The sequence below is a fragment of the Pseudomonas sp. GX19020 genome (assembly GCF_023371075.1).
GTDB lineage: Bacteria > Pseudomonadota > Alphaproteobacteria > Rhodobacterales > Rhodobacteraceae > Pseudogemmobacter.
This window is the reverse complement of the sequence record NZ_JAMCCR010000003.1, coordinates 134739-158050: the sequence shown is the minus strand read 5'-3', so window position 1 is coordinate 158050 and position 23312 is coordinate 134739. Positions and strand designations below refer to the sequence as shown.

At 62.6% G+C, this 23312-nt stretch carries 21 protein-coding genes; 6 read left to right on the top strand and 15 right to left on the bottom strand.

Annotated elements, in window-relative coordinates; all coding sequences use genetic code 11:
• Nucleotides 1–36: 36 nt before the first annotated feature.
• Nucleotides 37–1047, top strand: a complete 1011-nt coding sequence (locus M3484_RS08010) for a ribose-phosphate pyrophosphokinase (protein ID WP_249496602.1) — start codon at nucleotides 37–39, stop codon at nucleotides 1045–1047.
• Nucleotides 1048–1166: 119 nt separating this feature from the next.
• Complete coding sequence (locus tag M3484_RS08005) at nucleotides 1167–2243, top strand: phosphatase PAP2 family protein (RefSeq protein WP_249496469.1); 1077 nt, start codon at nucleotides 1167–1169, stop codon at nucleotides 2241–2243.
• A 5-nt stretch (nucleotides 2244–2248) separates the two neighbouring features.
• On the opposite strand, the gene M3484_RS08000 is transcribed toward M3484_RS08005, so the two are convergent.
• The 7 genes from M3484_RS08000 to M3484_RS07970 form a co-directional block, all read right to left on the bottom strand.
• Nucleotides 2249–2596 (bottom strand): H-type lectin domain-containing protein, encoded by a 348-nt coding sequence (locus M3484_RS08000; protein ID WP_249496468.1) that lies wholly within the window; start codon nucleotides 2594–2596, stop codon nucleotides 2249–2251.
• A 123-nt stretch (nucleotides 2597–2719) separates the two neighbouring features.
• Nucleotides 2720–3121 (bottom strand): F0F1 ATP synthase subunit epsilon, encoded by a 402-nt coding sequence (locus M3484_RS07995; RefSeq protein WP_249496467.1) that lies wholly within the window; start codon nucleotides 3119–3121, stop codon nucleotides 2720–2722.
• Nucleotides 3122–3130: 9 nt separating this feature from the next.
• Entirely contained in the window at nucleotides 3131–4570 is a 1440-nt protein-coding gene (gene atpD / locus M3484_RS07990; protein ID WP_092895327.1) for a F0F1 ATP synthase subunit beta, read from the bottom strand.
• 21 nt (nucleotides 4571–4591) lie between these two features.
• Entirely contained in the window at nucleotides 4592–5464 is an 873-nt protein-coding gene (locus tag M3484_RS07985; protein WP_092895325.1) for a F0F1 ATP synthase subunit gamma, read from the bottom strand.
• 21 nt (nucleotides 5465–5485) lie between these two features.
• Nucleotides 5486–7027, bottom strand: a complete 1542-nt coding sequence (atpA, locus tag M3484_RS07980; RefSeq protein WP_502942439.1) for a F0F1 ATP synthase subunit alpha — start codon at nucleotides 7025–7027, stop codon at nucleotides 5486–5488.
• Entirely contained in the window at nucleotides 7024–7599 is a 576-nt protein-coding gene (locus tag M3484_RS07975; RefSeq protein ID WP_249496465.1) for a F0F1 ATP synthase subunit delta, read from the bottom strand. Before M3484_RS07975 ends, atpA begins: the two co-directional genes overlap by 4 nt.
• Nucleotides 7600–7958: 359 nt before the next feature.
• The gene (locus M3484_RS07970) at nucleotides 7959–8813 is read right to left on the bottom strand and encodes a methyltransferase domain-containing protein (protein ID WP_249496464.1); all 855 of its coding nucleotides are present in this window, start codon (nucleotides 8811–8813) and stop codon (nucleotides 7959–7961) included.
• A 112-nt stretch (nucleotides 8814–8925) separates the two neighbouring features.
• Here M3484_RS07970 and gloB point away from each other — a divergent pair, with 112 nt between their 5' ends.
• The 3 genes from gloB (at nucleotide 8926) to M3484_RS07955 (ending at nucleotide 13050) form a co-directional block, all read left to right on the top strand.
• Nucleotides 8926–9693 (top strand): hydroxyacylglutathione hydrolase, encoded by a 768-nt coding sequence (gene gloB, locus M3484_RS07965; protein WP_249496463.1) that lies wholly within the window; start codon nucleotides 8926–8928, stop codon nucleotides 9691–9693.
• 168 nt (nucleotides 9694–9861) lie between these two features.
• A complete protein-coding gene (gene clpA / locus M3484_RS07960) occupies nucleotides 9862–12180 on the top strand; it encodes an ATP-dependent Clp protease ATP-binding subunit ClpA (RefSeq protein WP_092895319.1) in 2319 nt (772 codons plus the stop codon).
• A gap of 441 nt (nucleotides 12181–12621) precedes the next feature.
• Nucleotides 12622–13050, top strand: a complete 429-nt coding sequence (locus tag M3484_RS07955; protein WP_249496462.1) for a hypothetical protein — start codon at nucleotides 12622–12624, stop codon at nucleotides 13048–13050.
• Between the two features lie 459 nt (nucleotides 13051–13509).
• Here M3484_RS07955 and M3484_RS07950 read toward each other — a convergent pair whose 3' ends face one another.
• From M3484_RS07950 to M3484_RS07940, 3 genes are all read right to left on the bottom strand, one after another.
• A complete protein-coding gene (locus M3484_RS07950) occupies nucleotides 13510–15126 on the bottom strand; it encodes a peptidoglycan -binding protein (protein WP_249496461.1) in 1617 nt (538 codons plus the stop codon).
• 3 nt (nucleotides 15127–15129) lie between these two features.
• Nucleotides 15130–16407 carry a hypothetical protein gene (locus M3484_RS07945; protein ID WP_249496460.1) on the bottom strand — a complete coding sequence of 426 codons (1278 nt, stop codon included), beginning with the start codon at nucleotides 16405–16407 and terminating at the stop codon, nucleotides 15130–15132.
• Nucleotides 16408–16557: 150 nt separating this feature from the next.
• Nucleotides 16558–17115: a gamma-glutamylcyclotransferase gene (locus M3484_RS07940; RefSeq protein ID WP_092895313.1), complete on the bottom strand. Its 558-nt coding sequence runs from the start codon at nucleotides 17113–17115 to the stop codon at nucleotides 16558–16560.
• Nucleotides 17116–17179: 64 nt separating this feature from the next.
• On the opposite strand from M3484_RS07940, the gene M3484_RS07935 reads away from it, so the two are divergent.
• Nucleotides 17180–18211 (top strand): DUF2125 domain-containing protein, encoded by a 1032-nt coding sequence (locus M3484_RS07935; RefSeq protein WP_249496459.1) that lies wholly within the window; start codon nucleotides 17180–17182, stop codon nucleotides 18209–18211.
• A 46-nt stretch (nucleotides 18212–18257) separates the two neighbouring features.
• On the opposite strand, the gene M3484_RS07930 is transcribed toward M3484_RS07935, so the two are convergent.
• The 5 genes from M3484_RS07930 to rpsD form a co-directional block, all read right to left on the bottom strand.
• Nucleotides 18258–19520, bottom strand: coding sequence for an extensin family protein (locus M3484_RS07930; protein ID WP_249496458.1), 1263 nt, complete (start codon nucleotides 19518–19520; stop codon nucleotides 18258–18260).
• A gap of 49 nt (nucleotides 19521–19569) precedes the next feature.
• Nucleotides 19570–20595, bottom strand: a complete 1026-nt coding sequence (locus M3484_RS07925) for a prephenate/arogenate dehydrogenase family protein (RefSeq protein WP_249496457.1) — start codon at nucleotides 20593–20595, stop codon at nucleotides 19570–19572.
• Nucleotides 20592–21677 (bottom strand): histidinol-phosphate transaminase, encoded by a 1086-nt coding sequence (gene hisC / locus M3484_RS07920; protein ID WP_249496456.1) that lies wholly within the window; start codon nucleotides 21675–21677, stop codon nucleotides 20592–20594. Before hisC ends, M3484_RS07925 begins: the two co-directional genes overlap by 4 nt.
• A 64-nt stretch (nucleotides 21678–21741) precedes the next feature.
• Entirely contained in the window at nucleotides 21742–22272 is a 531-nt protein-coding gene (locus M3484_RS07915; protein ID WP_092895305.1) for a TIGR00645 family protein, read from the bottom strand.
• 222 nt (nucleotides 22273–22494) lie between these two features.
• Nucleotides 22495–23115 (bottom strand): 30S ribosomal protein S4, encoded by a 621-nt coding sequence (gene rpsD / locus M3484_RS07910; RefSeq protein ID WP_092901189.1) that lies wholly within the window; start codon nucleotides 23113–23115, stop codon nucleotides 22495–22497.
• Nucleotides 23116–23312 lie beyond the last annotated feature (197 nt).

Genomic DNA, 23312 nt, shown 5'->3' with positions numbered 1-23312 from the left:
TCCGCTGCCCACACGGAGCCCCAGATCATGGCCGCCATCAACGAGCCGAAACTTATTTCCGGTAATGCCAACCTTCCGCTCGCGAAATCCATCGCGCGCCGCATGTCTATGCATCGCGGCATGTCGATCAGCCTGGTGGACGCCAGGGTCGAGCGCTTCAATGACCAGGAGATCTTTGTCGAAGTATTCGACAATGTGCGCGGCGAGGATATGTATGTCATCCAGCCGACCTCGAACCCGGCCAATGACAACCTGATGGAACTTCTGATCATGGTTGACGCGCTGCGCCGGTCTTCGGCGGCGCGGATCACCGCCGTGATTCCCTATTTCGGCTATGCCCGCCAGGACCGCCGCACCAAGGCGCGCACGCCGATCTCGGCCAAGCTGGTCTCGAACCTGATCCAGACCGCCGGCGTCGACCGCGTGCTGACACTTGATCTGCATGCCGCCCAGATCCAGGGCTTTTTCGACATCCCGGTCGACAACCTCTATGCCAGCCCGATTTTCTCGCTTGATATAGAGCATCACTTCAAAGGCCAGCTGGATGATGTGATGATCATCTCGCCCGATGTCGGCGGCGTGGCGCGCGCGCGTGAGATCGCAAAGCGCATCAATGCGCCGCTCGCCATTGTCGACAAGCGCCGGGAAAAGGCCGGCGAAGTCGCCGAGATGACAGTGATCGGAAATGTGAGCGGCAAGAAGTGCATCATCGTCGATGACATCTGCGACACCGCCGGCACCCTGTGCAAAGCGGCCGAAACACTGATCAATGCCGGCGCAACCGAGGTTCATGCCTATATCACCCATGGCGTCCTCTCGGGCCCGGCGGTCGAGCGGGTGACGAAGTCGGTGATGAAATCGCTGGTGATCACCGATTCCATCGCACCGACCGATGCCGTGCTGAACTGCCCGAATATCCGCATCGTGCCGACCGCACCGATGTTTGCCCAGGCTGTCCTGAACATCTGGGGCGGCATGTCGGTCTCGTCCCTGTTCGAGACCGAAACCCTGGTTCCGATCTATGAGGGCCTTTATCCGCGCAGCTGAGAGGCGAACGCTCCCGAGAACTGAAGCTGAAGGGCGAAAACGGCATACCCCGTTTTCGCCCTTTTCGCGACACAAAGGCGTGTGAGGTACTTGATTGTTCACCTCACGACAGGCCGGTTATGCAACATACAAGAATTTATTCTGAAGGAAAGTTCGCCCCGCTGGTTCTGCCCACCCTGCGCGAACATGGGCTGTTAGTCGCCCTGGTATCGATCTATGCCGCCATTGCGATCGGATTGTCCGAGATCTACGCGCCCGAACTGGACACCCAGGTCGGTCTGATCCTGTTCTGGAAGTTCCTCCTCCAGGTCCCAGGCATGATCTATCTCGTGCTGCTGTGGCGCTTTTTGCATATGCGCTGTGTGGTAAAGCCCGCTGATCAGAAGACCTGGTTCAAAGAGGATATACGGAAGGCCATTTCCGATCCGCAGCGTATCGTGACCGGCGCGATCAGCCTGATGATCGCCATTGCGATCATGGCCTCTTTCGCCCAGCTGAAGAAGATCATTCCGATCATCAATCCATTCTCCTGGGACCCGTATTTTGCCGATCTCGACCGCTTCCTGCATTTTGGCATCGATCCCGGCGTCGCACTGCATGCGGTCTTCGGGCATCCTCTGGTCGTGACCCTCTTCACCGGCTCCTATAACTTCTGGATGTTCCTGCTGTATTTCAGCCTGATCTTCACCTGTTTCAGCCTTGCCAGACCCCGCGACCGGATCCGCTATTTCATTGCCTTCATGTTCTGCTGGGGCTTTGGTGGTAACCTGATGGCCACCCTCTTCTCATCGGTCGGCCCGGCCTATTACGAGCGGTTCGGCTTTGGCGATGATTTCGTGCCGCTGATGCAACTGTTGCTGGAACATGCCAAGACCCAGCCGATCACAGTGCTGGAGCCGCAGGACGCCCTGTGGTGGTTCTACAGCGGCCCGGCCGGTCTGAACGGGATCTCGGCCTTCCCCTCAATGCATGTGGCCTCGACCGTGCTGATGACGCTTTACGCCTATCAGTACAGCCGCCTGCTGGGGCGCATCATGATCGGGTTCTCGGTGGTGATCATGATTGGCTCGGTGCTGCTGGCCTGGCATTATGCCGTGGATGGATATGCGGGTGCTCTCGTTGCAATCGCCTCCTGGTGGGCTGCCGGCGCGCTGATGCGCCGTTTCCCCCGCTGGGTACCGCAGGAGCAGCGCTGAGCGCGCTAGCCCACGTCCCATTGCTCATCATCCCGGATCTGGCCCATCGCGGTCCAGTCCGCTCTGACCCTGGCGATACGGCTGTCCCCCCAGGTGCGGAATACGATCTGAAAGCCGGTCTCTGTCACCTCTTCGGCTGCGATATGCGCGCGCAGATTGGTGCGGTTGTCCATGTCCCACATCGAGAGGCCGATCATCACGGCAGGAGGCGACAGATAAGCCTCGGTGAATGTCACTTGGTGACGTGAGTCCCGCTCTCCCTCGCCGACCCACATCCGTCCGCCATCGGCAAAATCCGAGAACAGGATCTTTGATCCCTGTTGAACCCCTATCGGTGTATTGAAGCGTTGCATGATCTGCCGAAAGTAGAATTAGCTGCCCGGACTATAAGCAAAGAACCGGTGAAAAAGAAAAGGCTCCTTCCGCAGAAGGAGCCTTTTCCTGTCTTTTTGCACTGCTCCGGAAGAGCAGGGTGCTTAGTGCTTCTGCACCGCGTCGCGCAAGGCTGCCACATCCGAGACGTTCTTCTCGGCCTGCGCCTTGTCTTCAGGCAACGCAGCATCGGCAAGCGAACGTGCCTCGGCGAGGATCTCGTCAAGGATCGTGCTGCTGGCTTCTTCCGCCGGGATTGCCCGTTCCGCCAGCACGGTCACGCCCGAGGGCGAGATATCCGCGAAGCCGCCGGTGACGATATAGGACTTGACGCCCTCCGAGGTCACCGCGCGCAGGATGCCGGGGCGCAGCGTGGTGATGGTGGGGCTGTGCCCCTCCATCGCCGTCATATCGCCGTCAGCGCCGGGGATCTGCACTTCGGTCGCCGGGACCGAGGCGAGACGCCGCTCGGGGCTTACAAGGTCGAATTGCAGATTGCCTGCCATGTCGCCCCCTTACGCCGCTGCCGCAGCGAGTTTGGCAGCCTTGGCTTTCACTTCTTCGATGCCGCCGACCATGTAGAAGGCCGCTTCCGGCAGGTGGTCATATTCGCCGGCCACAACCGCTTTGAACGAAGCGATGGTGTCTTCCAGCGGAACCTGCTTGCCGTCGGCGCCGGTGAAGACCTTTGCCACGTCGAAGGGCTGCGACAGGAAGCGCTCGATCTTACGGGCGCGGGCCACCGTCAGCTTGTCGTCTTCGCTGAGTTCGTCCATGCCGAGGATGGCGATGATGTCCTGCAGCGACTTGTACTTCTGCAGAACACGCTGGACGCTCGTCGCGACGTTGTAATGCTCTTCGCCGATGACCAGCGGGTCGAGCAGGCGCGAGGTCGAGCCGAGCGGGTCCACAGCCGGGTAGATGCCTTTTTCCGAGATCGAACGGTCAAGAACCGTGGTCGCGTCAAGGTGGGCAAACGAGGTTGCAGGTGCCGGGTCGGTAAGGTCGTCGGCCGGAACGTAGACGGCCTGCACCGAGGTGATCGAGCCGTTCTTGGTCGAGGTGATGCGTTCCTGCATCGCGCCCATATCGGTCGCCAGCGTCGGCTGGTAGCCCACAGCCGACGGGATACGGCCGAGCAGAGCCGACACTTCCGAACCGGCTTGCGTGAAGCGGAAGATGTTGTCGACGAAGAACAGAACGTCTGCGCCGGTCTCATCGCGGAACTGCTCAGCGATGGTCAGACCCGACAGAGCGATCCGCATACGCGCGCCCGGAGGCTCGTTCATCTGGCCGTAAACAAGGGCGATTTTCGACTTTTCCAGATCGTCCGGAACGATAACGCCCGATTCGATCATCTCGTGGTAAAGGTCGTTGCCTTCACGGGTCCGCTCGCCAACGCCTGCGAACACGGACACACCCGAGTGCACTTTCGCGATGTTGTTGATCAGTTCCATGATCAGAACGGTTTTGCCCACGCCTGCACCGCCGAAGAGGCCGATCTTGCCGCCTTTGGTGTAAGGTGCGAGCAGGTCGATCACCTTGATGCCGGTCACGAGGATCTCGGTCGCGGTCGATTGCTGTGCGAAATCCGGGGCAGGCGCGTGGATTGCGCGGCGGGCCTCGGTGGTGACCGGGCCTTTTTCGTCCACCGGCTCGCCGATGACGTTCAGGATGCGGCCCAGCGTCGCGTTGCCGACCGGAACCGAGATCGGCGCGCCGAGGTCTTTCACCGGGGCGCCACGCACGAGACCTTCGGTCGCGTCCATAGCCACGGCGCGAACGGTGTTCTCGCCAAGGTGCTGAGCCACTTCGAGAACCAGCGGTTTGCCGTTATTCTCGGTTTCGATTGCGTTCAGAATGGCGGGCAGAGCGCCCTCGAACTGAACGTCCACAACTGCGCCGATGACCTGGGTAACCTTACCCGTGGCGGCAGCTTTCGGTGCTTTTGCCATTGTTCAAATACTCCGGGTTCGTCAGAGCGCCTCAGCGCCCGAGATGATTTCGATAAGTTCCTTGGTGATCGCTGCCTGACGGCTCCGGTTGAACTGGATGGTCAGCTTGTTGATCATGTCGCCGGCGTTGCGGGTCGCGTTGTCCATTGCGGACATCCGCGCGCCCTGCTCGGAGGCGCCGTTTTCAAGGAGGGCGGTGAAGATCTGGGTCGCGATGTTGCGCGGCAGCAGGTCGGCGAGAATGGTCTCTTCCGAAGGCTCGTAATCATAGAGCGACGATGCCGCCCCTGCCTCGGATTCGAATTTCGCCGGGATGATCTGCTGCGCGGTCGGGATCTGGCTGATCACCGACTGGAAGCGCGAGAAGAACACCGTGACCACATCGGCTTCGCCATTGTCGAAATAGGCCGTCGCCTGACGCGCGATATCCGCCGCATTGGCATAGCCGACGCGTTTGACATCCGACAGGTCGATATGGCCGACAAAGGCATGGGCCCAGTCGCGCTTCAGCTGTTCGCGGCCTTTTTTGCCGACGGTGAGGATCTTCACCGTCTTGCCCTGAGCGGTCAGCTCCTGGGCATGGGTCCGCGCCAGTTTGGCGATGGACGAGTTGAACCCGCCGCACAGCCCGCGCTCTGCCGTCATCACCACCAGAAGGTGGGTCTGGTCTTTGCCAGAGCCGGCCAGAAGGCGCGGGGCGCCTTCCGATCCGGCCACGCCGGCGGCGAGCGAGGTCATCACCGCGCTCATCCGGTCAGCATAGGGGCGACCGGCTTCCGCTGCCTCCTGCGCACGGCGCAGTTTGGCAGCGGCGACCATTTGCATCGCCTTGGTGATCTTCCGCGTGTTCTTAACGCTGTTGATCCGGTTTTTAAGGTCCTTAAGGCTGGGCATCTGCCTTCTCCTTCAGGGCTCTTATGCGAAGTCTTTGGCGAATGCCGCGATAGCGTCTTTCAGCTTGGTCTCGTCTGCGCCTTTGATCTTCGGATCAGCCGTGGTCAGCCAGTCGAGGATCTCTTTCTTCGGGCCGCGCAGGTAAGCAAGCAGACCAGCCTCGAAACGACCAACGTCTTTCACGGCGACCTTGTCGAGGAAACCGGCGGTGCCCGCATAGATCACGGCGACGATTTCAGCATTGGTCAGCGGCGAATATTGCGGCTGCTTCATCAGCTCGGTCAGGCGCGCACCGCGGGCCAGGAGCTGCTGGGTCGACGCGTCGAGGTCGGAACCGAACTGAGCGAAAGCCGCCATCTCGCGGTACTGAGCGAGCGACAGTTTCACCGGGCCAGCCACGGTTTTCATCGAGTTGGTCTGAGCGGACGAACCCACGCGGGAAACCGACAGACCTGTGTTCACGGCCGGACGGATACCCTGGTAGAAGAGCTCGGTCTCAAGGAAGATCTGGCCGTCGGTGATCGAGATCACGTTGGTCGGGATGAAGGCCGACACGTCGCCGCCTTGCGTTTCAATGACCGGCAGCGCGGTCAGCGAGCCCGAACCGAAATCTTCGTTCAGTTTCGACGAACGCTCCAGCAGGCGGGAGTGCAGGTAGAACACGTCGCCCGGGTATGCTTCGCGGCCCGGCGGGCGGCGCAGCAGGAGCGACATCTGACGGTAAGCCACAGCTTGCTTGGAGAGATCATCATAGATGATCAGGGCATGGCGGCCATTGTCGCGGAAGAATTCTGCCATAGCGGTCGCCGAATAGGGCGCCAGGTATTGCAGCGGTGCCGGGTCCGAAGCGGTTGCGGCCACAACGATGGTGTAAGCCAGCGCGCCGGTCTCTTCGAGTTTCTTCACCAGCTGAGCCACGGTCGAACGCTTCTGACCGATAGCCACATAGATGCAGTAAAGCTTCTTCGACTCGTCGTCGCCAGCAGCCTCGTTATAGGACTTCTGGTTCAGAATGGTGTCGAGCGCCACAGCGGTTTTACCGGTCTGACGGTCGCCGATGATCAGTTCGCGCTGGCCACGGCCAACCGGGATCATGGCGTCGATCGCCTTGAGGCCGGTCGCCATCGGCTCATGCACCGATTTACGCGGAATGATGCCCGGGGCTTTGACGTCGGCCACGCGGCGCTCGGATGCCGCGATCGGGCCCTTACCGTCGATCGGGTTGCCGAGACCGTCAACGACACGGCCGAGCAGAGCGTTACCAGCCGGCACGTCCACGATGGACTTGGTGCGCTTGACGGTATCGCCTTCTTTGATGTCCTGGTCGGAACCGAAGATAACGACACCAACGTTGTCGACTTCGAGGTTCAGCGCCATGCCGCGGATGCCGCCGGGGAATTCGACCATCTCGCCGGCCTGGATATTGTCCAGCCCGTGAACGCGGGCGATACCGTCACCGACGGACAGCACGCGACCGATTTCGGTCACTTCGGCGTCTTTGCCAAAGTTCTTGATCTGCTCTTTCAGGATCGCAGAGATCTCAGCAGCCTGAATTCCCATCACCCAACCTCTTTCATAGCATTCTGCAGGGAAGCGAGCTTCGACTTGACCGACGTATCGATCATGGTCGAGCCCAGCTTGACGATAAGACCGCCGATGAGGCTTTCATCGACGGTTGCGTTCAGTTTGACGGTCTTGCCGACCTTGGCTTTCAGCGTGGCGGTCAGCTTGGTGACCTGCTCGGTGGTCAGAGCCACAGCCGAGGTCACTTCGGCGGTCACTTCGCCTTTTTCTTCCGCGATGCGCTCGCGCAGCACGGTCAGGAATTGCGGCAGCACGAAGAGGCGGCGCTTGTCGGCCATCAGACCCAGCGTATTCGCGGTCAGCGCATTGAGCTTCATCGCCTGCGCGACGACTGCAATGGCTTTCGCCTGGTCATCACGCGTTACCACCGGCGAGGCGATCATCGCGCCCAGATCCGGGGCTGCAGCAAGGGCGTCGGTCAGCGCTGCGGCATCGGCCTCAACGGCTTTCAGCGCGCCCCCTTCTTTCGCCAGATCGAAAAGCGCGGTGGCATATCGCGCGGCAATGCCCTGAGAGATCGAAGCTGATTCCGCCACGGTCGTCCTTCCCATCTATCCGGTCTCACCCTGCCCGACCACCGGCGTCGCCATCGTGCGTGCGCCATGGACAAAGGGAGACCTTTGTATCCGCTGTCGCGGGCGTCATTAACAGAGCATGACCAGCCCCGCAACCTTGTCAGTCGCGCTTTCGTGAGGGTTTCGGCCCCGATATCACGCCAGTCGGGCGCGGGGCGCAGGGCTGCGACTCTTTGTAGCGGGTCACTGCGCCTGATTGACGCATTCCCGCCCATTCGCCCACCCGTTCGGGCAGAATCACATCAGCGCCCGACAGTGGCAAATATCGGGTCAAAAGCCGGGGCACCAGGCGGCGCCGCAGGTGACCGGCAAAGCCTTCAGCCGCAGCGCCCCGTTCAGTCGCGGCCAGGCAGTTTTACGGCGGTCGGAGCGGCCTGGATCCTGCCCGTCACTGTCCTTCCGGTTAAGATCCCGCCGGTGGTGATATTGTTCAGCGCAGGCTCCGGCGGCGGCCCGCCCCGCACCCCTTCCAGCACCTTCAGAGGCCGCGTCACCACTGCCTTCAGCCCGCCCCGTGTCGGGGCATAGACCTGCTTGGTCGCCTCGACGATCAGGATCCCCCCGGACAGCCAGGGCAGGCGGCGGCCCATCCGTTCCCACAGATCGGCGGTCCTGAGCCAGAAGGGCGCCTGGCTTGGTGGCGCATGCAGCACGGTCGCGCTGCGTTCAGGCGTGAAGCCATGCAGCCGCAGCTGTGCCTCGAGCTGCGCGCCGGAATAGGGACGACCATAGCCAAAAGGCGTCCCGTCGCGCCGCGCCCAGAGACCCGAACGGTTTGGCACCACAAACACCACCCTCCCGCCAGGGCCAAGGACGCGATGCGCCTCTTCCAGCACCGATGGCGGCTGGTCCGATGTCTCCAGCCCATGCATCAGCACGAGGCGGTCGACAAACCCGGTCGATATGGGCCAGGCGGATTCCTCGCACAGGACCGAGACATTGGGCATTCCCGCAGGCCAGGGCATCACGCCCTGCTGGCCCGGCATCAGCCCGATCACCCGGCGCGCCTCTTCGAGCCAGGGGCGCAACAGCGGTACCGCAAAGCCAAAGCCCGCAACCGTCTGCCCCGCCATCTGCCCGGCGCCTGCCGGCCACATCCGCACGAGCTGATCCCGGATCGCACGCTGCGCCACCCGCCCAAGCTGGGTGCGGTAATAGAAATCTCTCAGATCCTGCACGTCGAGGTGCATTGCGGTTGCTGGCTCCCTCTGGTGAACTGAGGCGGATAAAGGTGAACTGAAGCAGATACTGGCCCCAGGGCGGTACAGGCCGCCCATCTTAACGGCAGGAAAAGGAAAAGCTATGGCTCTCGAACTGGTAACGATCCCCTGCCTCAAGGACAATTTCGCCTTCCTGCTGCATGATGCCGCCAGCGGAGACACCGCATTGATCGACGCCCCCGAGCCCGGCCCTGTTCTGGCCGCGCTGGCGGAACGCGGCTGGACCCTTGGTCAGATCCTTCTCACCCATCACGACTGGGACCATATCGACGGCGTGCCCGGCATTGTCGCGGCCACCGGCGCAAAGGTGCTGGGCGCCGCAAAGGATGTGCATCGCCTGCCGCCGCTCGACCGCGCCCTGACCGAAGGCGATCATATCCGGCTGGGCGGTGAAGAGGCGGTCGTGATCGAAACCCCCGGCCATACTCTGGGCCATGTCAGCTATCATTTCCCGGTTTCGGGATTTGTTTTCACCGCAGACACGCTGATGGCCGCGGGCTGCGGCCGCATATTTGAAGGCACAGCCCCCATGATGTGGCAAAGCCTGTCGAAACTCGCGGCTTTGCCACCCGAGACGCTTGTAGGCTCGGGGCATGATTATCTTGACAGCAATCTGCGCTTTGCCCTGACCCTTGAACCAGAGAATTCCGCACTTATCTCCCGTATCGAAGCTCTGGCCGGGCTGCGCCGCGAAGGTCGCCTGCCAATGCCCTCCACCCTTTCCGACGAGCTGGCCACCAATCCGTTTCTGCGCGCCCATCTGCCGCAGCTGAAACAGGCGGTGGGCCTGCCCGATGCCCCAGATGACGTGGTTTTCGCCGAAATCCGGGCGCGTAAGGACAGGTTCTGATCCGATTGCAGCGGGAGGTATCACATTCCTGCAATCCAAAGACAGAATTCGCGGGGGGGATCAGATTGCGCTTGAAGTACGCTGAATAAAACCGATCTTTAACTATATGAGGCCACGGTCGGAAAAGGACCTGAAAATCCCCCCGGCCCCGAGGAACAGGAGCAGGCAGTGCCGTCATTCTCGTCCACGCTCGAACAAGCCATTCATGGTGCGCTGGCTCTGGCCAATGCCCGCCGTCATGAACTGGCAACCCTTGAACATCTTTTGCTGGCCCTGATTGATGAACCCGACGCCGCCCGGGTGATGAAAGCCTGCTCGGTCGATCTGGATGAGCTGCGCAAGACGCTGACCGATTTCGTTGATGAGGATCTTTCGACCCTGGTCACCAGTGTCGAAGGGTCGGAAGCTGTGCCGACCGCCGCCTTCCAGCGCGTGATCCAGCGCGCGGCGATCCATGTGCAGTCTTCGGGCCGCACCGAAGTGACCGGCGCCAATGTGCTGGTCGCGATCTTTGCCGAACGTGAATCAAACGCGGCTTATTTCCTGCAGGAACAGGATATGACCCGTTATGATGCGGTGAATTTCATCGCGCATGGCGTGGCCAAGAACCCCGCCTTCGGCGAGGCGCGCCCGATCCAGGGCGCCGATGAGCCGCAGGAAACCCCGAAAGCCGAGGCTGGCGAGGCGAAAGAGTCGGCGCTGTCGAAATATTGCGTCGATCTGAACGTCAAAGCGCGCAAGGGCGAGGTCGATCCGCTGATCGGCCGCGAAGCCGAGGTCGAGCGCGCGATCCAGGTCCTGTGCCGCCGCCGCAAGAACAACCCGCTGCTGGTCGGTGACCCGGGCGTGGGTAAGACCGCAATCGCTGAAGGACTCGCCTGGAAAATCGTGCGCGGTGAGGTGCCGGAAGTGCTTTCGGGCGCCACTATCTTCTCGCTCGATATGGGCGCGCTGCTGGCCGGCACCCGCTATCGCGGCGATTTCGAGGAACGCCTGAAGGCGGTCGTCAAAGAGATGGAAGATCACCCCGACGGGATCCTCTTCATCGACGAGATCCATACGGTGATCGGCGCCGGTGCGACTTCGGGCGGCGCGATGGATGCCTCGAACCTGCTGAAACCTGCTTTGCAGGGCGGCAAACTGCGGACGATGGGCTCGACAACGTATAAGGAGTTCCGTCAGCATTTCGAGAAAGACCGCGCGCTGTCGCGGCGCTTCCAGAAAATCGACGTGAACGAGCCTTCGGTTCCCGACACCATCAAGATCCTGATGGGGCTGAAGCCGCATTTCGAAGAGCATCACGACCTGCGCTATACCAACGACGCGATCAAAACCGCGGTCGAGCTGGCGCATCGCTATATCAACGACCGCAAACTGCCGGATTCTGCGATCGACGTGATCGATGAAGCCGGGGCAGCACAGCATCTCGTGTCGGAATCGAAACGCCGCAAGCAGATCGGGACGAAAGAGATCGAAGCCGTGGTGGCCAAGATCGCCCGTATCCCGCCGAAAAACGTCTCGAAAGACGATGCAGAAGTGCTGCGCGATATGGAAAAGACGCTGAAGCGGCTGGTCTTCGGCCAGGACAAGGCGATTGAGGCGCTTTCGGCGTCGATCAAGCTGGCCCGCGCCGGTCTGCGCGAGCCTGAAAAACCCATCGGCAATTACCTCTTCACCGGTCCGACCGGCGTTGGCAAAACCGAAGTGGCAAAGCAGCTTGCGAATACGCTGGGGGTCGAACTCCTGCGCTTCGACATGTCGGAATATATGGAGAAACATGCCGTCTCCCGCCTGATCGGCGCGCCTCCGGGCTATGTCGGTTTCGACCAGGGCGGCATGCTGACCGATGGCGTCGACCAGCATCCGCATTGCGTGCTGCTGCTTGATGAGATCGAAAAGGCGCATCCGGATGTCTTCAACATCCTGTTGCAGGTGATGGATCACGGCAAGCTGACCGACCATAACGGCAGGGCAGTCGATTTCCGCAATGTGATCCTGATTATGACCTCGAATGCCGGCGCCTCGGACATGGCAAAGGCCGCCATCGGCTTTGGCCGCGAAAAGCGCACCGGCGAAGACACGGCGGCGGTGGAGCGCACCTTCACCCCCGAATTCCGCAACCGTCTCGATGCGGTCGTGGCCTTCGGCGCGCTGCCCAAAGAGGTGATCCTGCAGGTGGTCGAGAAATTCGTCCTCCAGCTGGAAGCGCAGCTTATCGACCGCGGCGTCCATATCGAACTGTCCTCCGAGGCTGCCGCATGGCTTGCCGATAAGGGCTATGACGACAAGATGGGCGCCCGCCCGCTGGGCCGCGTGATCCAGGAGCATATCAAAAAGCCGCTGGCCGAAGAGCTGCTGTTTGGTGATCTGCAAAAAGGCGGTGTGGTGAAAGTGGTTGTGAAAGACGGCGCCATTGAGCTGCAGATCCAGGAGCCGGTCAAACCCCGGATCACCGGATCGAAACCGCCGCTCCTGACGGCCGAATGACGTAAAAACCCCCGCCACAGGCGGGGGTTTTCGTCTGGCACACCGGCCCCGCCGTACGCTTCGCGAAACGGAGCGCGCCGCCCCTTCGGGATCCGTGCGGATCTGTTCCCTCACGGGCTGTTTTCACCGCAGGCGGCACTCTCCGGGATACCTGATGACGTGAAGCGCTTCGTCCAGAACAGGCGGCAACCTTGATGCGAGAGAACCTGCCACCCGATGCGGGGCCGCTCCCCCGCAGTCTGACCAGGCAGACTCTCTGCCACGCGGCGCCTTTATTCCTGTCGTCCGAAACACCGGACGAACCGCCCGCCTGGCCTGCCGCAGTCGGCGCGAGGCCCTGGCCGGAATGTTGCGGCACAGCAAGCGCCTCTGCTATCTCCGTAACTGCGTTTCAGAACCCGGCCAGAGGCCCACTAAACTCGTGCGGTCTGCCATATCGTGTTGAACCGCCGCAGCAAAGGCGGCGAGATGTTCTTCCTCGGGAAAGATCATCATTTCAATTACGACGCCGTCCGTGAAGCCATGGTCGAGGCGGCCGAGCGCCATGGGCTGCGCCTGGAGGCGACGCTCAGGCTGGACCGGGGTGTACTCACCCGTGCCGCCAGCAATGTCGAGATCCGCAAAGCCCTGGAGGAGGGCAGGGTACCGGTCGAGCTACATCGCGCCGGCGCCGACCATGACCGCGCCATTGCCGAGGTGGCGCGCAATGCCGCCATCTACCGCTATCTCGCCGCCGAAGCCTCGCGTTCGAACTTCCATGATGTTGCAGAAGCCCTGTCCCGGGCCGGGGATCTGCTTGCCCGGGGTGATCGTATCCAGTCAGATGGAGTGTTGTATATGAGCGATGAGGATGACCGCGTTTGCGGGTGATGGATCGGACTGATGCTGATCCCGACACGGCCATCGGTCAGAGAGATCTGGGGCCCCCTCCCGGTGCCGATGAATGAAGACAGGTTCGCTCCAAGGCGGGATCTGGCCGATATCGGACAGCAGCGTGGCTCAGCCAGAGAGGCGTAAGCTGTCCTGCGCGAACGCATACGCATGACAACAGTTGAACCACTGGTGCGCTCGCGCGGCGCGGCCCTGGCATTGCCTGCCTGCCGCTCTTCCTTAACGGCGAGGATCTGAAAGACGGGCACTTCCTGTCGTTCCTGCCACCCTGGATCAGGGCGGAAAGATCCGTTCTGCCTGCTCTCTCCCACCGGCCGCAAAATCGCGACAAAGCTGCGAATGATCCCTGATGCCATGGCCGACCGCCTCTGGCCCCGGGGCACACAGAAGCGAGGGGCAAGGCCAGGGCCACGGGTCTGCCCCTTTGCAGCACCCTTTTCAGCGCTCGGTCAGTTTCAGCTCGATACGCCGGTTTTGCGCCCGCGCCTGTTCGCTGTCACCGGGAACCACCGGTCGGAATTCGCCAAACCCCGCCGCCGCAAGATGGTCTGGCGGAAAGCCGAGATCGGTCTGCATGAACCGCACCACCGACAGAGCCCGCGCCTGGCTGAGTTCCCAGTTGTCGCGGAACGCCCCACCGCCGGAAAGCGGCACATTATCGGTATGGCCGTCAACGCGGATGATCCAGTCGATCCCGTCGGGGATCTGCTGGCGGATCTCGTTCAGGATCGCGACCACACCGGCGATCTGGCTGCGGCCTTCCGGGGACAGATCGGCCGAACCGGGGCGGAACAGCACTTCGGATGAGAATACAAAGCGGTCGCCGACCACCCGGACGCCCTCGCGGTCCGAGAGAAGCGTGGAAAGCTGGCCGAAGAATTCCGAGCGGAAGCGCTCCAGATCCTGGTTCGCCGCTTCGAGCCGAAGACGCTCTGCCGCTTCCAATTCGGCCCGGGCGCGCTGCTCGACCGCGACCTGAGCCAGCGCCGCATTCAGATCCTGGCCAAGCGATTCCAGCTGCAGTTGTGACGCCTCCCGCGCGGTTTCGGCATCATCCAACACCGCCCGAAGCGCGCCGAGCTGGCTGCGCAACTCTGCAAGCTGCTGGTTCAGCAGCTCCATTTCCTGCGCGGCTTTCAGGACCTTTTCCTGTTCCGCCAGCAAAGCCGTCTGCGCCGCCGACAGAACCGCCTCTTTTTCGCTTTGCGCTGCCGCACCGCTTGCAGCCGCAGTCCGGGCGGCGGCGAGCAGGGTCAGCGTCTCTTCCGCCCGCTTGCGTTCCGCTTCCAGCGCCAGCGTCATCGCGGTGAGTTCGGTCTGTGCCCCTTCCAGCCGCTGACGCAGGGCCGCAAGCGCCGCCGCATCGACAAGCGCCGCGGCTTCCCTCTCGCCGAGCTCGATCTTTGCTGCCTCAAGCGCTGCCTTATCCGCCGTCTCCGACGCCCTCATCTCTGCCAGCATCGCCTCAAGCGCCGCGCGCCGTGCCGCATCAAGACGCGCAGCTTCTGTCACGGCATCAACCTCGCTGCGCGCCGTCGCCAGCGCAAGGCGCATCGCATCCGCTTCGGTCGTCAGCCGGGCATGGTCTTCCTTCACTTCCGCTGCCTCTGCCGCGCTGGCGGTGGCCCTGGTCTCGGCGAGCGTTCTCGCGGCGATCAGGGCCGCGACCTGGGTCTCGAAATCGGTGATCCGCGCCGTTGCCGAAGCCAGCTCGCCCTCACGTGCCGCAAGATCGGCGCGCAGACCGGTGATCACGCCTGCCTGCCGCTCGCCCTGCGCAAGGGCCGAGGTCAATGAGGCCTGGAGACCGCCGACCTCGCCCTGCAATTCGCCCACCCGCCGCCGCTCCATCCCGAGCGCCTCGGACAGTGCCGAAACCTGCTGGTTCAGCGAGGAAAGTTCGCTGTCGCGGACGGTGATCTGTTCCTGGAGCACCGATTGCATGACGGTGAAAATGGTGAGAACGAACATCAGCACCATCAGAAGCGTCGTCACCGCATCGACGAAACCCGGCCAGATCAGACTGGAATCGCGACGATTTCGTGAGAGCGCCATGCCTCAGCTCCGCGCGGGGGGCAGAGGCTGACGGGCAAGCTGCCGCACCGCCAGCGTCAGCTGCGCGAGATCATGGCGCAGATCGGCAAGGGTCTCCTGCCGACCGGCGCTGATTTCCTCGAGAACCCGCAGCATCTGCACATCGATCGAGCGCAGTCGCATCCGGCTTTCGGGATCCTCGCCGGCAGGGCCGGTCTTTGACAGCGCCGCCAGAAGCCGCTCCTGTCCCTCGGCCATCCGGCGCAGAAGGGCCAGCGTCTCTTCGTCCGGGACATGCCGGGTTCGTTCTGCGGCCCGTTCTGCGGCCCGTTGCGCAGCCTGATCTTCCGCTTGCTGAGCCGCCGCCTGTTGCGCCGCGGCAAGCTGTGCCACGGCCAAAGACAATCCTTCCAGCCGCTGCTGCAGCCCCGCCCGCGCCTGATCGGCCTGGATGTAATGCGCCTGCATTCCCTCCATCTGCGTGGCCAGCTGGTCGAGCACCATCACAGCTGCCGACTGATCGCCACCACCCGCATCGCCTTCTGCAAGGCCGATCCGTGTGATCGAAGACAGCCATTCTTCCAGCTCGCGGTAAAACCGGTTCTGGCCATGGCCGGCGAAGAGTTCGAGAAGGCCGAGCACAAGCGAGCCACCAAGACCCAGCAGTGACGAGGAAAACGCGGTCCCCATGCCGCCCAGCTGGCCCTCAAGCCCCTGCATCAGTTTGCCGAAAATCGCGATGCCGCTTTCGCCTTCTTTGGGCGAAAGGCTGCGAATGGTTTCGACCACCGAAGGCACCGTGGTGGCCAGCCCCCAGAAGGTGCCGAGAAGCCCGAGGAACACCAGAAGGTTGATCAGATATCTGGTGATATCGCGCGCCTCGTCCACCCTTTGCGCAACAGAATCAAGGATCGACCGGCCCGAGCTGGATGAAATGGCAAGCCCCCGCCCGGTCCGTGATTTCAGAAGCGAGGCCAGCGGTGCCAGCAGCAACGGCGCCTGGGTCTCATCGACGCCAGGTGTCTCGCGGACAAAATTCTCGATCCAGCTGACCGATTGCGCAAGGATCCAGACCTGCCAGAAACAGGTGATCACCCCCAGGATGAAGACGAAAGCGATCATCCCGTTCAGCCAGGGATTGATCAGCATGATGTCTTCAAGACGTTTATGCATGAACCAGACGCCCACTGCCACCAGGGCGCAGACGATCAACATGGTCACAATGGCGCGGATCGGCTGGCTGAAGGTCGTGCCGACCGCCTCGCGCGACCGGGAACCCGGCGTTGCCTCGGGTCTTTGCATGAAGAACTGCCTGCCAGGTTGACTGCTTTTGTCAACCTTAGCAGGTTGCGCCGCGCTGCCAAATGAAATCCTGATGTCAGCCAGCAAGTGTTAAGCGCCAGAGCCTCCGGTGGTGACATCAGACGCAGGGGGCAGCTCCCCTGCCCTGCCTCATCCCGCGATGCGGCGCACCCTGTCCGAGAGCCAGTCAAGTTCGGGATCCGCAATGCCCAGCTCGGCCAGATGCTGCGTCGTCGACCAGAGATAGTCGCGGTTCGGACCGCGCCCGCCATGGGCCTGGGCGATGATCCCGGCCTGCTCTTCCAGCCCGAGGGCGCCGGTATATTGCACGTGATGCCGGTCGACGACATAGGCCAGCGCCCTGATCCCGCCCGCGGCAGTCTCCAGCTGTACCGAGACCTCGATATAGGCGGAGGAAACCAGCTCGCGCTCGCGCAAAGCGGCAAGCGTCGTGGCTTCCTCGCCCGGCTCGACGCGGAAGGCGAGGCCGTCGCAATGGCCCGCCGCATCCGCATCCAGGGCCAGCACGAGGCCCGGGTTCTCCTCGCTGCCGCGATGATGGATCGACCACATACAGAAACTGCGGCGCCAGCCACGCGCACGGGCCAGCCGACGTTCGGCCACCGGGAATTCCGGGTTCCAGATCAGCGAGCCATAGCCAAAGATCCAGAGCGGGTCGGCGGTGAGGACGGGGTCGGCTTCGGGCAAGGCTGGCTCTCCTGTGTCTCAACCTGTAAACACTGAAACGGGCTGTCAGGAAAAGGGGCAAGCAATGCGCTGGCTGATCGGAATTGGTGCGGTATTCCTTACACTCTGGTGCGGCTGGTGGTTTGCCGGGCGCTATGTGATCCTCAGTCAGACCGAACAGCTGATCGCGGATCAGCGCGCTTCGGGGGCAATGCTGGATCTGCCGGGCTTTGGCCTGACCGGGTTCCCAAGCCGCTTTGACCTTTCAACTGAGAGCATCGCTTACAGCGATCCTTCTGGCGTGATCCGCTATCAGGGCGGCGCGGCCTATGCCTATGCGATGACCTGGAAGCCCTGGCATCTGGTTTTCTGGCTGCCCGACAGTCAGGTGATCACCCTGGGAGATCAGGTGTTTCAGCTCGACGGCAGCAAACTTCATGCCAGCCTGCGCGCGGCGCCTGCGCTGGATCTGCCGCTGGCGCTGGCGGCATTCTCGGCCGAAACGCTGAACGTAACCCAGAATTCGGGCCTGTCGCTGGGTTTTGGCCCTTCGAGCCTGCGGATCGAGGCCGCAGACGCGCCGAACAGCTATCATCTCGGGGCGACCCTGACGGCGATCCGGCCGGATCCGACGTTCCTTGCCAGGCTGGCGGCGGTCGAGCTGCCCCAGGCACCTGAAAGCGCACTGCCCGCCCAGATCGACCGGTTCCACTTCAACACCATCGTCACCCTGACGGCGCCGCTCGACCGGCATGCCGGTGCGACAAATCCGCAGGTTGTGTCGGTCGGGATCACCGATATCTCGCTGACCTGGGGCGAGCTGCAGCTGGTGACTTCAGGCAATATCGCGCCCGACAGCGAGGGTTTTGCTGCCGGGACCGTCACGCTGACAGTCCGGGGATGGGAACAGCTGCCGCGCTTGCTGGTTGCGGCAGGCGTGATCGCGCCGAATATGGCCGGTTACCTGTCCAGCATGTTGCGGGGCATGGCACAGCAGAACGCGGAAACCCAGGAAGTCAGGATGGATCTGGTGCTGAAAGACGGGCTGATGAATTTCGGGCCGCTGCCGCTGGGTCCGGCGCCGAAACTTGGCGCCCTGCCTGCACCGCAGGGCTGAGGACCGGTCCCGCCTGAGAATTGGGGCGCCTGAAATTGCGGGCGCCTCAGCGGCAATAGGCGCCGTTGCGATGACTGGCGGTATCGAAATGCATATGGTCTTCGTGATAGCCGTCCGAGCCTGGGCCAAGCGTGGTGCCGAAGATGCCGCAGGCGCCCCTATGGGCCTTGCGCATCGTCTGATCAAACCCGCCCAGCACCCGCAGCACTTTGCCTGAAGCAAGCCGCAGGCCCGAGATATCCACCGCCTTGCCACGCCCGTGTTCAGAGACTTTGGCCCCTTTTTTGTTGTTCCGGGGGCGGCAGACATAGTGGCCGGCGATCTGCAATTCGGTGATCTGATTGCCATAGGCCGGTTGTGCGACACGCTCGACCCAGGTGTTCAGCGCTTTGGCTGTGCCACAGTCGACGGTCACCGCCATCGAAAGCCGGACGCCTGAAACCGAGGTGACCCGCACCCCGTCCGGCAGGCCGCAGCCCTGAACTTTCGAGGTGATCGGCGCGATTTTCTCGCCCTTGATCGCGGCGACGCCGCAAACCGAGCCTTTGACGGAGACCGGCTCTTTCGATTTCTTCTTGCCCCTGCCGGTGTCTTTCTCGGGAACCACCTTTGGCACTGTGGCCGATACGGGGATTGCCGCCGAGGCCAGGCCGATGATTTTGGCCGGCCGCTGCTTTGGCCGCTGCGAGGTCATAAGCCCTGCCGCATTCGCCTGTGCCACCGGGGAGGGCGCAGCAGTTTCAGGGGCAGGGGCGGATTTCGTCTGTGCCAGCTTTTCCACCGCCTTCGGGCGGGCTTTGGGGCGGGGACCGGGGGCCGGGGCCGCCGCAGGTGCGACCACCGCAGCCGTCTCGGGAACAGGTGACGGCGCTGTTTTTGCCGCCGGGGCGACGCTCGCCGGGCCTGGACTTGCAGCCGGTTGCGGCAGCGGCATCGACGCCGGCAGCATCTCTCCGATCAAGGGCAGATGCGGCGCGGCTTCGGCCATAACAGGCCCGGTGACTGGTCCAGTGTCCGGGCCTGTAACAGGCATAGCCACTTTGTTGGAGGAACTGAGCCGGATCACATCCAGCCGGGGATTGGCCGGCGGCGCCGGAACCACCGGCTTTGCCGCCGCCACAGCGGGCGCAGGCAGGCCCGGACCAATCAGCGCGGTGACAGGGGCGGATATCGTCGCGGGACCCGAAGGAGTGGAGGCTGCAAGCACAGGATTGGCCAGCGGGCGCGGCGAGCGCTTCATCGGCTCGGCAAGGGCCGGAGTCATCGCCAGCGGGAAAAGCAGCAAAAGGGCCGCAAACCTGGGCTTCATCATCGTCTCCCCTCCGAACGGAACCGTCCCTGCCCCCGCAAGATGGCGGTCAGGCTCCGGCCCTGTCCGGCGCGTCACTCTCCACCGGGCCAGCCTCGGTCAGACCGGCATCCGCCAAACCGGCCTCATCGCCCTTATGGCGCGCGGCCCGTCCAAAATCCGGAGCCGAAGTATCCTGACCTGCCTCGATGATGCCACGCCGGATTTCACGGGTGCGGGAGAAATAGGCATGAAGCTGCTCACCCTCGCCCATGCGGATCTGGCGCTGAAGCATGAACAGCTCTTCGGTGAAACGCCCGAGGATATCGAGCACCGCTTCCTTATTGGTCAGGAAGACATCGCGCCACATGGTCGGGTCCGAGGCCGCAATGCGGGTAAAGTCACGGAAACCGGAGGCGGAATATTTGATCACCTCTTCCTGGGTGACACGGCTGAGATGGTCCGCGACCCCCACCATGGTGAAGGCGATCAGATGCGGAGTATGCGAGACGACGGCCAGAACCAGATCATGGCGCTTCGGCTCCATCTCATCGACATTGGCGCCGATGGCTTCGAGCAGCGCCCGCAACCGGGCCAGCGGGCCGGGCGCCTGGCCTTCCAGCGGCGTCAGCAGCCACCAGCGGTTTTCAAACAGCGTCGCGAAACCGGATCGCGGCCCGGAATATTCGGTTCCCGCCAGCGGATGGCCGGGGATGAAATGCACGCCCGCAGGGATATGCGGCGCAACCGCCTCAATCACCGCCTCTTTGACCGAGCCGACATCGGTAACCATCGCGCCCGGTTTCAGATGCGGCGCGATCTCGGCCGCGATCTCGCCCATCACTCCCACCGGGACCGCAAGCACCACCAGATCGGCCCCCGCGACAGCCTCGGCCGCGCTGTCCGTCACCCGGTCGCAAAACAGCTCCAGCGCGATGGCACGGGTTTCTGCGGAACGGGCATAGCCGGTGATCTCGTCGCAAAGCCCTTTGGCCCGCAGCGCATGCGCCATGGAAGAGGCGATCAGCCCCAGCCCGATCAATGCAATGCGCGGAAAAGCGGCGCGCGAAGACCTGCCCGGCGCGCCTGCGCTCATTTCTGCGCCTTGAACTGGTTCACCGCATGGGCCACCCGGCGGCAGCTGGCCTCATCGCCAACGGTGATGCGCAGGCAATTGGGCAGTTTATAGCCCGAGACGCGGCGCACGATCAGGCCTTCCTTCTGCAGCCAGGCATCACAGGCCTCGGCCTCATCGCCGCTGGCGAATCGCGCAAGGATGAAATTCGCGGCAGAAACATCGGAGGGCACCCCCGCCTCGGCCAGGGCACCGGCAAGCCAGGTCCGCATCCGGGCATTTTCGCTGCGCGATTTTGCAACCCAGTCCTGATCGCGGACAGCGGCCTCGGCCGCCTCAAGCTGCGCGGTCGAAAGGTTAAAGGGCTGACGGATACGGTTAAGCACATCGATGATATGTTTCGGCCCATAGCCCCAGCCGACCCGCAACCCGCCAAGGCCGTAGATCTTCGAGAAGGTGCGGGTCATCACCACATTCGTGCGCGCTTCGATCAGCGCACGGCCACCGTCGAATTCCTCGACATATTCGGCATAGGCACCGTCAAGCACCAGGATCGCCCTTGCCGGAAGACCGGCTGCCAGCCGCGCGACCTCGGCCGGTGCGATCATCGTGCCGGTGGGATTGTTCGGATTTGCGATAAAAACCAGCTTGGTGCGCGGCCCGCATTCCCGCAGGATCGCATCCACATCGGTCATACGCTCGCGTTCCGGCACTTCGACCGGAGTGGCCCCGGCCGCAAGCGCGCAGATGCGGTACATGAGGAAACCATGCTCGGTAAAGATCACCTCATCGCGCGGGCCGGCATAGGCCTGGACCAGCAGATTGATGATCTCATCCGAGCCCGCGCCGCAGATGACCCGGCCGGCATCAATACCATGGACTTCGGCAATCGCGGTCCGCAGCGCCGCATGATCGGTCGAGGGATAGCGGTTCAGCGTATGCACCGCCCGCTGGAATGCGTCTTTGGCCCGGTCGGGCGCGCCGAAGGGATTCTCGTTCGACGAGAGCTTCACGGCATTTGCCACACCCGCAACCGAAGCCTTACCGCCCTCGTAAAGGGCGATATCAAGGATTCCCGGTTGCGGAATGATCGCTTCGGACATCTGTCCCTCCTGCTGTCGTCCGGGTTCTAGCCTCAGGCCGGACGCAAAGCCAGAGGCGAGATGCTTATTTCCGGCTGGAATAGGATTTGGCCTGGAACCAGTCCATCAGTGCCATGAGCACACCCGAGACCACGAAAGTCACATGGATGACGACCATCCAGTAAAGATCGGTCGGATTGAGCGGTTTGGCATCGCCGATTTCCATGAAACGCTTGAGCAGCGAGATCCCCGAAATCGCGACGATCGAGGCGATCAGCTTCATCTTGAGGCCGCCGAAATCGACCTTTCCCATCCAGCCGGGCCGGTCCTCGCTGTCGACATCCAGGCGCGAGACGAAATTCTCATAGCCGGAGAACATCACGATCAGCACCAGATTGGCGGCGAGGGTGAGGTCGATCAGGGTCAGCGCGACAAGGATGACGTCTTCTGAGTTCATCGTCATCAGTTTGGGGAAATAATAGACGATGTCGCGGCCGAAGATGAAGACCAGCATGATCAGGCTGACCACCAGGCCGAGATACATCGGCGCCATCAGCCACCGGCTGCCGAAAAGCGTCTTCTCGAAGGCCTTCTCGATGGGATTCGGGGCGGTCATTGGGCGGAAACTCCTGTTTGCATCCGGGTTTCTTAGCGGGGCTTTGCGTAAAGAGAAGCACAAAGAAACCGGCTGAGCGAACTGTCGCAAGCGCCCGGGGCGGGCGCCGCCCCCGCCCGCCGATCCTGCGGCTTCCACATTCGGGCAAAGACCGGAGACCGGGCAAATAAAGAAAGGCCGCACAGAAGCGCGGCCTTTCCGAAATCTTCGATCCTTGTGGGATCAGTTTTTCGCGTAATATTCGACGACCAGGTTCGGCTCCATGACGACCGGATAGGGCACGTCCGACAGGCTGGGGGTGCGGACCAGTTTCGCGGTCAGCTTCTGATTGTCGACTTCGATGTAATCCGGAACGTCACGCTCGCTCAGAGCGATGGCTTCGGCAATGATCGCGAGCTGGCGCGATTTTTCACGCACCGAGACCACATCGCCTTCACGCAGGCGGTAGGACGCGATGTTCACTGCCTTGCCGTTCACCAGCACATGGCCGTGGTTCACGAACTGACGCGCCGCGAAGATGGTCGGCACGAATTTCGCGCGGTAAACCAGCGCGTCGAGGCGACGCTCGAGCAGGCCAACGAGGTTCTCACCGGTATCGCCGGTGACGCGCTCGGCTTCACCATAGATGCGGCGGAACTGCTTTTCGGTCAGGTCGCCATAGTAGCCTTTCAGCTTCTGCTTGGCGCGCAGCTGGGTACCGAAGTCCGACAGCTTGCCCTTGCGGCGCTGGCCGTGCTGGCCGGGGCCGTATTCACGCTTATTGAGCGGCGACTTGGCGCGGCCCCAGATATTCTCGCCCATACGGCGGTCGATTTTATGCTTGGCAGCGGTCCGTTTGGTCACGCTGATCTCCTTCGGTTTTCGCCCGTTGCCGGGCCAGGGAAGGGCGTTGTCCTTTCCCCCTTTTCCTTTCGGATGCCTTGCGGCGGGGGCGACAGGGTCTTTCTTGCGAAAGCCACCAACACCAATGAAAAGCCCCGGGCGTTAACCCGGGAGCGTGGCGGGCTTATACATCCCGTGAGGGGGGAGTCAAGCGCAGG